This is a genomic window from Telluria sp. RT2P19, from assembly GCF_059685725.1.
In genome coordinates, this window is the sequence record NZ_JCASIL010000011.1 from 83559 (window position 1) to 97710 (window position 14152).

Genomic DNA, 14152 nt, shown 5'->3' on the forward strand with positions numbered 1-14152 from the left:
CCGGCGCGACGGATCGTCGAGATGGCCCTTCAGGCGGTGGACGGCCGTGTTGCGGGGCGCGGTCCTGACCAGTTCCGGCGTCGAACAGCTTCGTCCGGGATCTTCGCCATCACCGCGCCCCAGGTATCGAGCGCCTCCTTGCCATACATCTCGCCCGCTTCGGGCGTGAATGGCTCGGGCAGCAGCCACGGGTGATGGCCGGTCCACAACGGATCGATGCCGTAGTCGCGCATCCGGTTCTGCACATCCTGTACGCCGACGCCGGTGTCTTCCTTCATCTGCTGCAGGCTGTAGCGCGTCCTTTCGACACGTGGGGCGCTCCGGTCGGGATGCGAACGCATCACATCCCGGATCGCCGGCAAGCCCTCCTCTATATGGTTATTGGCCAGCATCGACAGGTCGCCGGCCGGCATGCGCGCAGCCAGCGTGCCGGCATCGCCTGGCAGGGTGCCGAACACCGCCGAGACCATCTTGGCGCCCGCTGCAATGCCCGGGATCGGGATCCGGTCCCGGGCGGCGTCGAGGACGTCACGCGCGGTACCGTCGCCACCGGCGAACAGCGACAGGTCGACGCCATGCTCGAGCATCGCGCGCGCCGCGGCGACGGGCCGGGCGCTCAGTTCAGGTGCGGGTTTGCCCGCAGGTGGTCGGCCATCAGGTCGATGAAGTTGCGCACCTTCGATGAGCCGAACTTGCTCTCGCGGTGCACCAGGTGCACCGGCCAGGGCGCTTCCTCGTATTCGGACAGGATGATCTTGAGGCGCCCGGCGGTCAATTCATCGGCGATCTGGTAGGACAGCAGCCGGCAGATGCCCAGGCCCGCGCACGCGGCCTCGATGGCGGCGTCGTTGCTGGTCACGGTCAGGCGCGGGCGCAGGCGCACCATGGTCGGATCGTCGACCGCGCCGAACTTCCACTCCACCCGCGGCGAGATCCCCGTGGCGGCGATGATCGTGTGGCGCAGCAGGTCGGCCGGATGCTGGGGCAACGGGCGCTGCGCGAGGTACTCGGGTGAGGCGCACAGCACGCGCCGCACCTGCCCCACGCGCAGGGCCTTCAGGCTGGAGTCGGGCAAGTGGCCGATGCGCACTGCGACGTCGATGCCCTCGTCCACCAGGTTCACGATCCGGTCGAGGAACAACGCCGACACCTCGACCTCGGGGTAGTCGTTCAGGAACTGCACGATGCAGGGCATGACGAAGGTCTTCCCGAACAGGACCGAGGCCGTCACCGACAGGTTGCCCTTGGGCGCCGAGTTGACGCCTGCCGCCACCTCGTTGGCTTCATCGATGCTGGCCAGGATCGCGCGCGTATCGTCCAGGTAGCGCCGCCCGGCTTCGGTCAGGCGCACGTTGCGCGTCGTGCGCAGCAGCAGCTTGACGCCCAGCCTCTCTTCGAGGCCGGCGATCGCACGGGTAACGGCGGCCGGCGACAGATCCAGGCGCCGGGCCGCCGCCGCGAAGCCTTCCTCCTCGCCGACTGCCACGAACACGTTCATCAGATGGATCTGGTCCACTCGTTTCTCCTTGCGAAATAGTGACTTGCGTATCACGCCGATTCCAATGGCGGTCATTATTTCGCAGAATGATGGTCTCAGCAATCATCCCTCGGTCATAGCCGCCATGAATCCGCAAGAATCGGGCGCCGCCGGCGGCGGCCCGGGGCTCGATGCGCGCACCCGGATCCGCATCGCGCTGTTCCTGGCGCGCCGCCGCGCCGGGCCGGGCCGGACCGCGCCGCGGATCCTGGCCCTGCGCGAGCGCGGCCGTGCAGCGGGACTGAACACCGCCGAGATGACGGCCAACGAGGCGGGCACCAGCCATGAGGCCAGGGCGAGCGCCTGCCTGGCTTTCGTCGCGGCGCTATTGGCGGGCCCGGCTGCGCCGGAACCCGGCGCGCTGCGGCGGATGCACGATGCCGGATATCGGCCGGCCGACATCGACGAGGTAGTCGCCCTGGCCGGCCGGGATGCCGACTGACCCTTCTTCGAACAGCAGGAGAGCGACATGAACGACGACCAATTCCGGGCCCTGCGCGAGGACGACGGCAAGGATGGCGGCGCGGCGGCCGATGCTGGGTGCCTTCCTGCCCTGGTCGGCACCGAGCCCTTCATTGCCGCGCAATTCATGGTCGCCGTGGGCAGCGTCGACGCCGAAGGCGCCGCGTGGACGTCGCTCCTGTTCGGCAAACCGGGCTTCGTGCGCAGCAGCGACGGCGCCGCGATCCGGATCGACATGCCGCTGAAGGAGCGCGACCTGGCCGATCCTGCGTGGGAAAACATCGCAGTCGGCGCCGAGCTCGGGCTGCTGTTCGTCGACCTGGCGACGCGCCAGCGCTGCCGGGTCGACGGCATCGTGCAACGCCTCGACCGGCGCGGGGCCGAGATCGCAGTGCGCGAAGCCGGTGCCAACTGGCTGCGGCATGGCGCGCGGCGCGCGCTGCGTGAGCTCGGCGAACCGCGCCTGCCGGTGCAGACCGCGCACGGCAGCCTGGTGCGCGGCGCGATCGAGCGCATCGTGAGCCGCGCGGACAGCCTGTTCCTGGCGCGCCGCGCACAGGCCGTCGAGGTATCGCATCACGGCGCCGGCACCGGCTTCGTGACGCTGGCCGGGCCAGGCACGCTGCGCATCGCATACGCCGGCGGCGATCAGCCCGGCGCCAGCCCTGGGCGCGCCTGGGACCTGGGCCGCGCCGGCATCTGCATTCCCGACTTCCATCACGGCCAGGTGCTGCAGCTCACGGGCCACGCCCACCGCGAAGAATCAGGCGCCGGCGGCAGGCGGCAGCACTGGGAGTTCGAAGTGGAGCGCTGGATCCTGCGCGACATGCCGCGCGCGCTGGCTTGGGAAGCGGCCTAGGGAGGCGCCTGGGGAAGCGCCTCGCCGGCGCCGTCAGCGCCGCACCACCGGCGCGGTCAGGAGGTAGCCGCGCCCGGGAACGTTCAGGATGAGGCGTTCCACGCCACTGGCGTCGAGGGCGCGGCGCAAGGCGGCGATCTGCACCCGCAGGTTGGCGTCACCGACGACGCGGCCGGCCCAGGCCCGCTCCATCAGGTAGCGGTGGTCCAGCACCTGTCCGGGGGCTTCGGCCAGCAGCCGCAGGATGTCGAAGGCGCGCGCGCCGATCGGGACGACCGCGCCGTGCCGGCTCAGGCGACGCAGACGCGGTTCGATGTCGAAATGCGCGAACGACAGCGTATAGGGGGCGGGATCGTCCCAGCTCAGGTTTCCCATCATTGTACTCAGACCATGCGACGCGCCTCCGGCCACGCCGGCCGGTTTGGCGCTTGCCATCATTATCGTAAATACAGGCAATTCAGGGAATCGATATCGTCAGCAATTCATTGTTTCGCCGAATGCAACACCGACGTCGACTTCACCGCAAGGGCCGCTGCCGTCCCGATGCTCAGAGCCCCAGGTCGGACAGCCCAGGATGGTCGTCGGGGCGGCGACCGAGCGGCCAGCGGAATTTGCGTTCTTCTTCCCTGATCGGCAAGTCGTTGATACTGGCGTAGCGGTCGACCATCAGGCCGTCCGGACCGAACTCCCAGTTCTCGTTGCCATAGGACCGGTACCAGTTGCCCGAATCATCGCGGCTTTCATACGCATAGCGCACGGCGATGCGGTTGTCGGTGAAGGCCCACAGCTCCTTGATCAGGCGATACTCGAGCTCCTTGCTCCATTTGCGCTCGAGGAAGGCGCGCGCCTGGTCGCGGCCCTTGGCGAATTCGGCGCGGTTGCGCCAGCGGGTATCCAGGCTGTAGGCGAGCGACACCTTGGCTGCGTCGCGCGTGTTCCAGCCGTCTTCGGCCAGGCGGACTTTCTCGATCGCGGATTCGCGGGTGAACGGCGGCAGCGGCGGGCGTACTTCGTTGGACGTTGTCATGGCAAACCTCATGGTGGTGGATGAATGGCAGCCGATGGCTGCCGCCGGGGGAAAGCTGGCCGGCGCAGTTCGCGCAGCGCACCCCTGGCCCAGGATACACAAGGCGTCACGCCTTGTGTTTGGGCGCCGGGTGACACTGCCTGGCGGCGGGGGCGTGCGGGTCGATCGCCTCGCTCGGGTAGCGCATGATTCACGCATGCACGGGAAGGTTGAACGGCGAGGCATCGAGGTATTCCCACTCCAGGCGCTGCACGGCGCTGCGCAGCAGCCAGCGCTCGACCACGATTTCCCAGAAGCGCCCGGTGCCGCCGGTCAGGTGGCGGGGATCGTCCTGGCCGTGCAGGATGCGCGCGCGCCCGCCCAGCTGCAGGATGCGCTGGCCGGCGAAATCGGGAATGCACAGGCCCACCCGCGGATCGATCGCCAGGTTGCCGAAGGTGTTGAACAGGCTGTTGCCGGGGTAGTCGGCAATGCGCAGCAGCGTGTCGCTCACCACCTGGACGAAGCCGGGAGCGCAGCCGCGGTGCGAGGCGTCGGCGCCGCGCTCCAGGTGGTTGCTGGCCACGAAGACGGTGTCGGCCTTGTGCACGATGGCGCGCGCGTCGAGGCCAAGCGCCCGGCCTTCATCGAGCAGGGCCGGCGCGGGTACGCCGTCGATGCGGCGCAGCTGGCGGCGCTGGATGTATCTGGGGCAGTTCGGAAAGGCTTCGCGCACCGCCAGCTCGAAGCCCCGCGCGTCCAGGCGCCGCAGGCTGCCGTTGATGCGGTAGCGGCGGCGCGATCCCAGTTCGATGAACAGGCTGCCGATCGCCGGATTGACGGCGAGGTTGCGCCAGAACGGTTCGTCGGGGTCGCGCAAGGCGGCCGGCACGTCGACGCCGACCACGTCCGGTTCGTCGGCGTGGGCAAAGCCGCTCTGGCCGAACAGCACCGTCGACCACGGCGCGCCGTCGGCATCGACGCTGGCCAGCACCACCATCGACTGCTTGCCGATGAAAGACCGCGCGCCGCCCTGGATCGTGTCGGCCACGATAACCCCATTGTGGTCGGCGATCGCGGTTTCGCCCGCGCTGCGCTGCACGGCGCGTTCACCCTCGTGGTAGACCGATGTCGTCCTCATATGCATGCCCCTGGCCATATTCGTCGTGGGTCCATTCTCATGAATTATCCGAGCGCCGGGAATCCTTGCACACTGCAATTCATTATTTCGCCCTGAGTAATATTCAGGCGGACTATTGCGCAGGCGTAGCAGATTCGCAACACCCCCCGGCTCCGGCAACGATAGTTGTCGTTCCGGCTCGGCGCGCGTTTACACTCGTCCATTATTTCTGTAGTTACACAAGGACAATTGATGAATACGAAGTTGAGGGCGGTGGCCCGGGCCGTGCGCGGCGCCATGCTGGCAGGCGCCTGGATGACGGCGGGTGTAGCGGCCAGTGCGATGGCGCAGGAAACCCAGGAGCTGACCACGGCCGCCGCGCCGGTGGCAGCGCCTGCGGACATGCCGAAGGTCGAAGTCACCGGCTCCGCCATCCGCCGGGTCCAGTCGGAAACCGCCCTGCCGGTGCAGATCGTCTCGCGCGCCGAGATCGAGAAGGCCGGCGTGACCACTGCCTCGGAGCTGCTGGCCCGGGTGTCGAGCAACGTCAACGGCCTGACCGACGGCGCCAGCATCAATGTCGGCGGCGACCAGCGCGGCTTCAACAGCGCCAACCTGCGCGGCATCGGCACCTCGTCGACCCTGGTCCTGCTCAATGGCCGGCGCATGGCCAACTTCGCTTCGCCCGGCGACGACAGTGGCGTCGACCTGAACAACATCCCGGCCGCCGCCCTGGAACGGGTCGAGGTGCTGCTCGATGGCGCATCGGCCCTGTACGGCACCGATGCGATCGGCGGCGTCATCAACTTCATCACCCGCAAGGACTTCCAGGGGCTGGAACTGAATGTCTACGGCGGCACGACCGACGAAGGCGGCGCCGGCAAGCGCACCGCCAGCATCAGCGCCGGCAAGGGCGACCTCGAACGCGACGGCTACAACGTGTTCGCGGTGGCCGACTTCCAGCGCACCAACGCCCTGAACACCAGCCAGCGCAGCTTCATCCCCGGCCTGCGGGTCGAGGAACGCCTGGGCCATCTGCTGTCGGGCTATACCGGCCCGGCGAACATCCGCCTGACCTCGAACCAGCGCGACCACCTGCAGGAACGCGGCTTCACCATCAACGGCCGCCCGATCACGAACCGCCTGATCAACCTGTCGGCGCCCGACTGCGCGCCGCCGGCCAACGTCTACCTGCCCGACGGCACCGGCGGCGTCGATGCCTGCACCTATAACTACATGGGCGACACCGAGCTGTATCCGAAGACCGAGAAAGCGAGCCTCCTGAGCCGCGGCGTGCTCAAACTCGGCGGCGGCCACCAGGCCTATGCCGAGGTCGCGCTCAGCCGCTCCAAGTCGTACTATACCGGCTCGTCCGCGCGCGTGACCGGCTATATCGACTACCGCCTGGTGCCGCAACTGGCGGGCACCGGGCTGGAACAGCTGGACGACGACTACCCGGGCGAACTGGAACTGCGCATGCGCCTGTCCGAAGCCGGCCAGCGCACCAGCGAACTGACCAGCGAAGGCATGCGTTTCGTGGTCGGCGTGAGCGGCACCGTGGGCGGCTGGGACTACGACACCGCATACAACCACAGCGTCAACACGGTCAAGGACCGCGACACCAATGGCTATGTGCTGTACAACGAGCTGATGGAAGGCATCCTGGATGGTCGCATCAATCCATTCGGCCCATCCAGCCCCGAAGGGCTGGCGCTGCTCGACAGCATCCAGGTCGACGACGTCGTGCGCCGTGCGCGCGGCACGCTCGATTCGCTGGACTTCAAGTTCTCGCGTGCCCTGGCGCCGCTGGCCGGCGGCGACCTGGCGCTGGCGATCGGCGGTGAAGTACGGCGCGAGAAGAACAACTTCACGCCGTCGGCGCTGCTCCTGAGCGACAACATCAACAACGACGCAGCGCCGGAGGGCGGCCGCGCCACCAGCGACAAGCGCGATGTCGCGGGCCTGTACGGCGAGCTGCTGGTACCGTTCGCGAAGCAGTGGGAAGCGCAGCTGTCGGCGCGCTACGACCACTACGAGAAAGTCGGCGGCGCCGCCAGCCCGAAGATCGGCCTCAGCTACCGTCCGACCGACGCCCTGCTGCTGCGCGCCTCGGCGGGCCGGGGTTTTCGCGCGCCGACCATGACGGAACTGTTCCGCCCGACCGTCTACAGCAGCACCGCGACCCTGCCCGACCCGGTCTACTGCGCCACGGTCGACAACAATTATGCGGACTGCGCCGACAACTGGGATACGCGCCGCTACAGCAACGTCGACCTGCAGCCCGAGCGCAGCCGCCAGTTCTCGCTGGGCGCCGTGTTCGCCGCCGGACGCAAGGTGAGCGCCTCGCTCGACTACTGGAACATCAAGCGCACCGACTTGATCAGCGAGATCGGCGACGACATCATCCTCGGCAACCTGGCCAAGTATGGTGACCTGGTGTACCGCGACGAGGACGGCCTGATCGACTACATCGAGCTGCGCAAGGAAAACCGGGGCGCGCAAGTGGCCAAGGGCCTGGACCTGGCAGTGACGGTGCGCGGCGTCGACACGCCCATCGGCCGCTTCGGCGCTCGCCTGAACGGCACCTATGTGCTGTCGTCCGAGATCCAGAATGCGCCGGGCGACGCCTTCGTCAGCAACCTGAACAAGTTCGTGACCGACGGCGTGGTGCAGCGCTGGCGCCATACGGTGAGTTTCGACTGGGAGCGCGGACCGTTCTCGAGCAGCCTGCAAAATACCTGGTCGAGCGGCTACGAGGACCAGAACACGGCGATCAATATCGACGACGGCTCGGTGGTGGCGCAGAACAAGGTCAAGTCGTATTCGCTGTGGGATATCTCGGGCGCGTATGTGGTGACGCCGCGCCTGAAACTGCGTGCTGGCGTGCAGAACCTGTTCGACGAAACTCCGCCGTACTCGAACCAGGCGTATTATTTCTTGTCGGGCTACGATCCGAGCTATACCGATCCACGCGGGCGGCGCTTCTATGCCAGCGTGAACTACGCCTTCCATTGACGAGGCAGTAAGCGCGACAGAAGCGAGACAGGAGGGGCTTCGGCGCCGGTGTGCGGCGCCGGAGCCCCGGGAAGTTCTGCTAGACTTGGCTTCATGCCCAAGCGACCGCCCGCCTCCTCCTTTCGCAGCCGTGGTCTGCATCTGGCAACGTCGGCAACATTGCTATCCGGCCTCGTCATCACGTTCCTCTTGTTCTCCCTGCTGAGGGATTCCGAACAGGAGCGCATCGCCTTCGACTTCGAGCGCCGGGCCCTGGCGCGGGTGGCGGCCGTCAATGCCGGCTTCGACAATGCGGCCGAAGCCACGCGCGCGATCAATGTACTGTTCCGTTCGACCGCCACGGTCACCGAGGAACAATTCCGGCGCTTCACCGAACCGCTGCTGACTGCGCATTCGTATATCCGCGGGCTGGTGTTCTTCCGCTTCGTCACGTCTGCCGAGCGCAGCGCCTACGAGACGCGGGCGCGAGAAGACTGGCCGCAGTTCGAGATTCGCGAACGCCTGCCGACCGGTTTCGTGACGGCTGCGCAGCGGCCGCTCTATCTGGCGCTCGACAAGATCGCCCCGGTGCCGCGCGACCGGGTTGCGCACGGCTACGATATCTGGGCGTATCCGCCCCATCGCAGGCTGGCCACGCGTGCGCTCGGCTCCTCGGAATATGCGGCAAGCGGCCTGATTCCGCTGATGGAGCCAGGCAACCGGCCGGGTGTCGCCCTCGCATTGGGCGTGCCCGGGCATGCGGGGCCGCGCGCCGGCGACGCGACGCGCCCCTCGGACATGGGCATTACCGAGGCCATCGTCGACGCTGCCGCGCTCCTCGAGGATCGGCTGGGGCAGGCGAACCTGCTCAGGCACAAGGAGATCGAACTGGTCATCCTGGGCCGGGTGGATGGTCAGGACAGCATGGCGCAAGTCGCGCGCTTCGGTAACCCGGTGAATGACCCGGCCTGGTGGCAATCCCTGGCCGGCGCCACCATACTCGACAGTACCAAACGCATCGACATCGGCGGCCAGGCCTGGGAAATCCGGGCACGCACACTGGTGCCTGTTTCGATGCACCTCGGCTCGCTGTCCATGTTGCTGGTCGGTCTCGCCTGGAGCATGGCGGTGGCGGCCTATGTACACGCAGCCGTCAACCGCGCACGCCGGGTCGAGCAACTGGTGGGCCAGCGCACCGATGACCTGAAGCGGACCCACGAAGCGATGCGGGTGTATTTCCGCGCCATCGAGTCGAGCGCCAATGCCGTCCTGCTGGTCGATGCGACGCGGCCGGGCCACCCGATCGAATACGTCAACCCCGCCTTCGAGCGCATGCGCGGGTTCAGTGCCGCCGACTTCGTCGGCCAGCACCTCGAAGCGCTGCTGCTGGACATGCCCGAGCAGCCCGGAGCGCAGGCCTTGCACCAGGCCCTGCTCGAACGGCGCGCCAGCAATGCCTTGCTCCGACTGCAGCGCCGCGACGGCGCCGAACTCATTTGCGACGTCTACCTGGCGCCGGTCCATGACGTCGCCGGCGGCACCGATCACTTCGTGCTGATCGAGTACGATGTCACGGACGCCAAGATCCATGAAGCCAGGCTGGAACACCATGCCTACTTCGATACCCTGACCGGCTTGCCGAACCGGGTATTGCTGTCCGAACGCATCGAACGCGCGGTCGAGAGCGCCGCGCCGCAGGCGCCGTCCTCATGGGTCGTGGCGGTCGATCTCGACCATTTCAAGCATGTCAACGACAGTCTCGGCCACGACGTCGGCGACCGCCTGCTCAAGCAGGCCGCCAGCCGCATCGCGCAGATCGTGAGAAGCGGCGATACCGTGGCGCGTACTGGCGGCGACGAGTTCGTCCTCCTGCTCGAACGGCACGGACCGGAGGCGCAGGCCGCGGCGACCGTCGGCCAGGTGCTCGATGTGCTGGCCCAGCCGTTCGAAGAAGCCGGCCAGCGCATCCATGTCGGCTGCAGCGCCGGTATCGCCGCCTGCCCGGACGATGGCCATAATGCCGGCACCCTGATACGCCGCGCCGAGATCGCGATGTACCATGCAAAAGAGGCGGGACGCCATACCATGTACTTCTACAAGGTCGGCATGGGCGAACGGGTGGCCGAGCGCCAGGCGCTGAGCGAGGCGCTGCGCGAGGCGCTCGAATACGATCAGTTCGAACTGCATTACCAGCCCCAGATCGCGCTGGCCTCGGGCCAGGTCACGGGAATGGAAACGCTGATCCGCTGGCGCCATCCGCAACAGGGCATGATGCGCCCCGACCGCTTCATCGGCCTGGCCGAGGAAACCGGCTTGATCGTGCCGATCGGCGCCTGGGCGCTGCGCACCGCCTGCTTCCAGGCGGCGCGCTGGCGCGCGGCCGGCCACGGCGCCTTGCGGGTAGCCGTCAACCTGTCGTCGCGACAGTTCCGCGATGCCGGGCTGGTGCGCCTGGTCGCCGACGTCCTGCGTGAAAGCGGCCTCGCACCATCCTGTCTCGAACTGGAACTCACCGAGAGCCTGGTCATGCACGATGTGGAGCTTGCCATCTCCACCATGCACGAGCTGAAAGCGATGGGCGTCAAGCTGGCCATCGACGATTTCGGCACAGGTTACTCCAGCCTGGCCTACCTGAAGCGCTTTCCGGTCGACGTTCTCAAGATCGACCAGTCGTTCGTGCGCGACATCGCACGCGACAGCGCCAGCGCATCGATGGTTGCGGCGATCGTCTCGCTCGCCCACGAACTCGGCTTGCGGGTCGTCGCCGAAGGCGTCGAGACGACGCACGAGCTGGATTTCCTGCGTAGTCGCGGTTGCGACGAGATACAGGGCTACCTGTATAGCCGCCCGGTACCTGCCGCCGACTTCGTGCGCGCACTCGAAGCGCTGCGCGCGCGCCTCGAGACCGACGTGCACTGAGGCGCGGCGCGGGGCGAAGCATACTGCTTCGCCTGCCCCGCCGCGTAGCCGGCCCCGCAGCGTCGGCGCCGGGACGGCTCATCCTGCCGCTTCGTCCTCGAGCAGTTCGAACAGCCGCTCCATCGCCGCACGCGGTGGCGGCGTGGCGCCGGCCTGCAGACAGGCCGCGGAACCGGCGGCCAACGCCGCGTGCAGGTGCGACCGCTGGCTGCGGCCAGGGTGGCGCGCGAGGCTGACCAGGAAGCCGGCCGCGCTGGCGTCGCCCGCGCCCACCGTGTCCACCAGCGCCACTTTCGGCGCCAGCGCGTCGCAGCATTCGTCGCCGCGGAACAGGCTGGCGCCCTGGCCCCCGCGCGTCAGCGGGCACAACGCGGCCGGATTGAAGGCGCGCAGCCGCGCCAGCGCCTCGTCCTGGGCGAGGCCCGGGAACAGGCCGCGCAAGTCGTCGTCGGACACCTTCACCACATCGGCGATCGACGCCATCGCGGCCAGGGTCGGCGCATAGCGCCCGTCCATCAGATTGCGGTAATTGGGGTCGTAGCTGATCGCCACGCCGCGCGCCTCGAGTGTGCGCGCCAGCGCCACCAACGTCGACGCCAGGGGTTCGCGCGCCAGGCTGATGCCGCCGAAGTGGGCCCAGCGCAGGCCGTCGGCCAGCCGGCAGGCAGCAGCGCCGGCTTGAAGTGCGGGTCGGCGGAATCGTCGCCGATGAGGAAGTAGCGCGGCGGCTCGCCCTGCTCCACCACGGCCAGCAGCGGTGACCGGTCGACCCGCTGCAGCAGGCGCGTGTCCAGGCCGGCCGCCTCGCTCGCGCGCCACAGGGCGTCGCCGAAGCGGTCCGGGCCGATGGCGCCGGCGAAGGCCGCCGCTTCGCCCAGCGCCGCCAGCGCGCACGCCACGTTCCAGGTCGAACCGCCCACGCGGCTCACCCACTGTTCGCCGCCCTGGTCGATCATGTCGGTCAGTGCCTCGCCGGCGCACAGCATGACCGGGGCGTCAAGCACGTTCGCCACCGCCCAGGACGGCCACGATGTCGTAGACGGCGCCCATGGTGTGGTAGTCGACCTTGCCGGCCGGGCTCTTCTCGTCGCCGAGCTTGCGGTTCTCGCGATCCAGGATCCGGTACCAGGCGCCATGGTCGTGGTCGACGAAACGGGTCCAGCTGTATTGCCACAGGCGGTCGTACCAGGCCCAGTATTCGGCGCTGCCGGTGCGCGCGGCCAGCATGGCCGCCGCCGCGGCGCTCTCGGCCTGCACCCAGAAATACTTGTGCGCGTCGCACACGGTCAGGTCGGGGGCCAGCGAGTAGCACACGCCACCGTATTCCGGATCCCATCCCTTCTCCAGCGCGACCTTGAACAGCCTTTCCGCGGTCGGCAGCAGCCAGTCGAGGTCCTGTTCCAGCACGCCCCTGGCGCGCGCTTCGAGTTGCAGCAGCAGCTTGGCCCATTCGGTGAAGTGGCCCGGCTGGTAGCCCCAGGGGCGGAACAGGTTTTCCGGATCGTCGATATTGAATGTCCAGTCGGGCTGCCAGTCGGTGTCGTAGTGCTCCCACACCAGGCCGCCGCAGCGCGACGCCTGGCGCTGGGTGATGTTCCAGGCGATCGTCCAGGCGCGTTCCAGGTAGCGGCGCTCGCCGCTCGCGGCGTGGGCCGCCAGCAGCGCTTCACAGGCGTGCATATTGGCGTTCTGGCCGCGATAGGTGGACAAGGTGTCCCAGTCCTGGCTGGCCTCGTCGGCGTACAGGCCGTCCACAGGGCTCCAGAAGCGCTTTTCCATCAGGTCGAAGGCTTCGCCGATCCAGGCGCGCGCTTGTTCCAGGCCGGCCATCGCGGCGTGGGCATAGGCCAGCAGCACGAAGGCTTCGCCATACGCATGCTGGGCGCCGTCCTCGATTGCGCGGCCGTCCAGCATCCACGCGTACCCGTCGCCGTGCGGTGCGCGGTGCGCCTCGCGCAGGAATTTGACGGCATGCGTCAAGCCATCCAGGTAGGCCGGGTCCCGGAAGTGGCGGTAGGCCATGGCGTAGGTGAACACGAAGCGCGTGCTGCTGACCAGGTGGCGGTGATGCGGGTCGTAGACCGCACCGTCGTCCTTGAAGTAGTGGTACATGCCGCCGGCGGGGTCGATCGCGCGCGGGTGGTAGAAGCGCATCGTGTGGCGCGCATGGTCCAGCAGCACGTCCGGGCTGCGAAAGTTCGGGAAAGAAGTCATCGGGTGGTGGGATGGGTGCGTTAGTCGTCGTAGCTGCTCTCGCGCACGATCATCTCGACTGGCAGGGTTATCTGGGATGGATTGTCGTCCGGCTTGTTGAGTAATGCATTGACCCCGGCCCGCCCCAGCGCTTCCTTGTCCACGTGGATGGTGGAGAGCGGCGGGATGGCGGCGGCGGACGCCGCGATGTCGTCGAAGCCGACGATGGCCAGGTCGTAGGGAATCTTCATGCCCTCGGCCAGGCAGAATTTCATGGCCACCAGGGCGGTGCTGTCGTTGTAGCAGAACAGCGCATCCGGCCGCTTCGGCAGGGCCAGGAGGCTCTGCACGGCCTCGATCACTCCCTCGTCGCCCTCGCCCATGGTGGGCACGACGACTTCGAGGCTCGGGTCGGCGTGCACCCTGGCGTCGAACAGCGCCTGGCGAAAGCCGCGGCTGCGCTGCTGGATGCTGTAGTGGGCCAGGGAGCCGGACAGCATGGCGATGCGCTTGCGGCCGCAGCGCAGCAGGTGTTGCGTGGCCAGGTAGCCGCCGCTCATATTGTCCGGGTTGATCGAGGTGAAGCCGCGCCGGTGCATGTCCACCAGCACCATCGGCTTGCCGGTCTGCTGCAGCGCGCTCAAGACCTCGGGCTCGAAGAAACCGGCGCACAGGATCGCATCGGGCTGGTGCACGCGGATCTGTTCCAGCACCGGCTCGGCCGGACCGACCACGATCAGCGACAGGGCGATACCCACCCGCCGGCAGGCTTCCTCGGCGCCGTGCAGCACCGGCGTGAAGAAGGGGCTGGAGGTGAGCGTGTTGTGCTGGCTGTGCAGCAGGAAGGCGATACGGCGGATACGGCCCTTCTTGAGCAACGAAAAGTCGTAACCCATGCGCAGGGCCGCTTCACGCACCACACTGCGCGTTGCCTCGGTCATGCCGCCCTGGTTCTTCAGCGCGCGCGAGACGGTACCGATCGACAGCCCGGTCTCGCCGGCGATATCGCGCAGCGTCACCTGGCGCATGGCAGCCCCCGTGGCGTCGACATCATGCCCATGT

General features: G+C 67.9%; 11 protein-coding genes and 1 pseudogene. 4 read left to right on the forward strand and 8 right to left on the reverse strand.

Annotated features, from left to right (window positions below):
• Nucleotides 1-29: 29 nt before the first annotated feature.
• Both AC56KW_RS14960 and AC56KW_RS14965 read right to left on the reverse strand, forming a co-directional pair.
• Nucleotides 30-725 carry an NAD(+)/NADH kinase gene (locus tag AC56KW_RS14960; protein WP_497171571.1) on the reverse strand — a complete coding sequence of 232 codons (696 nt, stop codon included), beginning with the start codon at nt 723-725 and terminating at the stop codon, nt 30-32.
• The gene (locus AC56KW_RS14965) at nt 617-1516 is read right to left on the reverse strand and encodes a LysR family transcriptional regulator (protein WP_497171477.1); all 900 of its coding nucleotides are present in this window, start codon (nt 1514-1516) and stop codon (nt 617-619) included. The genes AC56KW_RS14960 and AC56KW_RS14965 overlap by 109 nt, the downstream gene beginning before the upstream one ends.
• A 106-nt stretch (nt 1517-1622) precedes the next feature.
• On the opposite strand from AC56KW_RS14965, the gene AC56KW_RS14970 reads away from it, so the two are divergent.
• Nucleotides 1623-1979 (forward strand): hypothetical protein, encoded by a 357-nt coding sequence (locus AC56KW_RS14970; RefSeq protein WP_497171478.1) that lies wholly within the window; start codon nt 1623-1625, stop codon nt 1977-1979.
• Nucleotides 1980-2006: 27 nt separating this feature from the next.
• Nucleotides 2007-2858, forward strand: coding sequence for a pyridoxamine 5'-phosphate oxidase family protein (locus AC56KW_RS14975; RefSeq protein WP_497171479.1), 852 nt, complete (start codon nt 2007-2009; stop codon nt 2856-2858).
• Between the two features lie 33 nt (nt 2859-2891).
• On the opposite strand, the gene AC56KW_RS14980 is transcribed toward AC56KW_RS14975, so the two are convergent.
• The 3 genes from AC56KW_RS14980 to AC56KW_RS14990 form a co-directional block, all read right to left on the reverse strand.
• Nucleotides 2892-3236, reverse strand: coding sequence for a winged helix-turn-helix domain-containing protein (locus AC56KW_RS14980; RefSeq protein WP_497171480.1), 345 nt, complete (start codon nt 3234-3236; stop codon nt 2892-2894).
• A gap of 169 nt (nt 3237-3405) precedes the next feature.
• Entirely contained in the window at nt 3406-3885 is a 480-nt protein-coding gene (locus tag AC56KW_RS14985; protein ID WP_497171481.1) for a nuclear transport factor 2 family protein, read from the reverse strand.
• Between the two features lie 190 nt (nt 3886-4075).
• On the reverse strand, nt 4076-5005 hold the full coding sequence (locus tag AC56KW_RS14990; protein ID WP_497171482.1) for a pyridoxamine 5'-phosphate oxidase family protein: 930 nt from the start codon (nt 5003-5005) through the stop codon (nt 4076-4078).
• A 231-nt stretch (nt 5006-5236) separates the two neighbouring features.
• Here AC56KW_RS14990 and AC56KW_RS14995 point away from each other — a divergent pair, with 231 nt between their 5' ends.
• Nucleotides 5237-7999, forward strand: a complete 2763-nt coding sequence (locus tag AC56KW_RS14995; protein ID WP_497171483.1) for a TonB-dependent receptor — start codon at nt 5237-5239, stop codon at nt 7997-7999.
• A gap of 159 nt (nt 8000-8158) precedes the next feature.
• On the forward strand, nt 8159-10897 hold the full coding sequence (locus AC56KW_RS15000) for a bifunctional diguanylate cyclase/phosphodiesterase (RefSeq protein ID WP_497171484.1): 2739 nt from the start codon (nt 8159-8161) through the stop codon (nt 10895-10897).
• Nucleotides 10898-10975: 78 nt separating this feature from the next.
• Here the strand turns inward: AC56KW_RS15000 and AC56KW_RS15005 are convergent.
• The 3 genes and pseudogenes from AC56KW_RS15005 to AC56KW_RS15015 all read right to left on the reverse strand — a co-directional run bounded on the left by AC56KW_RS15005 (nt 10976) and on the right by AC56KW_RS15015 (nt 14118).
• A pseudogene (locus AC56KW_RS15005) lies at nt 10976-11883 on the reverse strand (PfkB family carbohydrate kinase).
• A 10-nt stretch (nt 11884-11893) separates the two neighbouring features.
• Complete coding sequence (locus AC56KW_RS15010) at nt 11894-13111, reverse strand: AGE family epimerase/isomerase (RefSeq protein ID WP_497171485.1); 1218 nt, start codon at nt 13109-13111, stop codon at nt 11894-11896.
• 20 nt (nt 13112-13131) lie between these two features.
• Nucleotides 13132-14118 carry a LacI family DNA-binding transcriptional regulator gene (locus AC56KW_RS15015; RefSeq protein WP_497171486.1) on the reverse strand — a complete coding sequence of 329 codons (987 nt, stop codon included), beginning with the start codon at nt 14116-14118 and terminating at the stop codon, nt 13132-13134.
• Nucleotides 14119-14152: the final 34 nt, after the last annotated feature.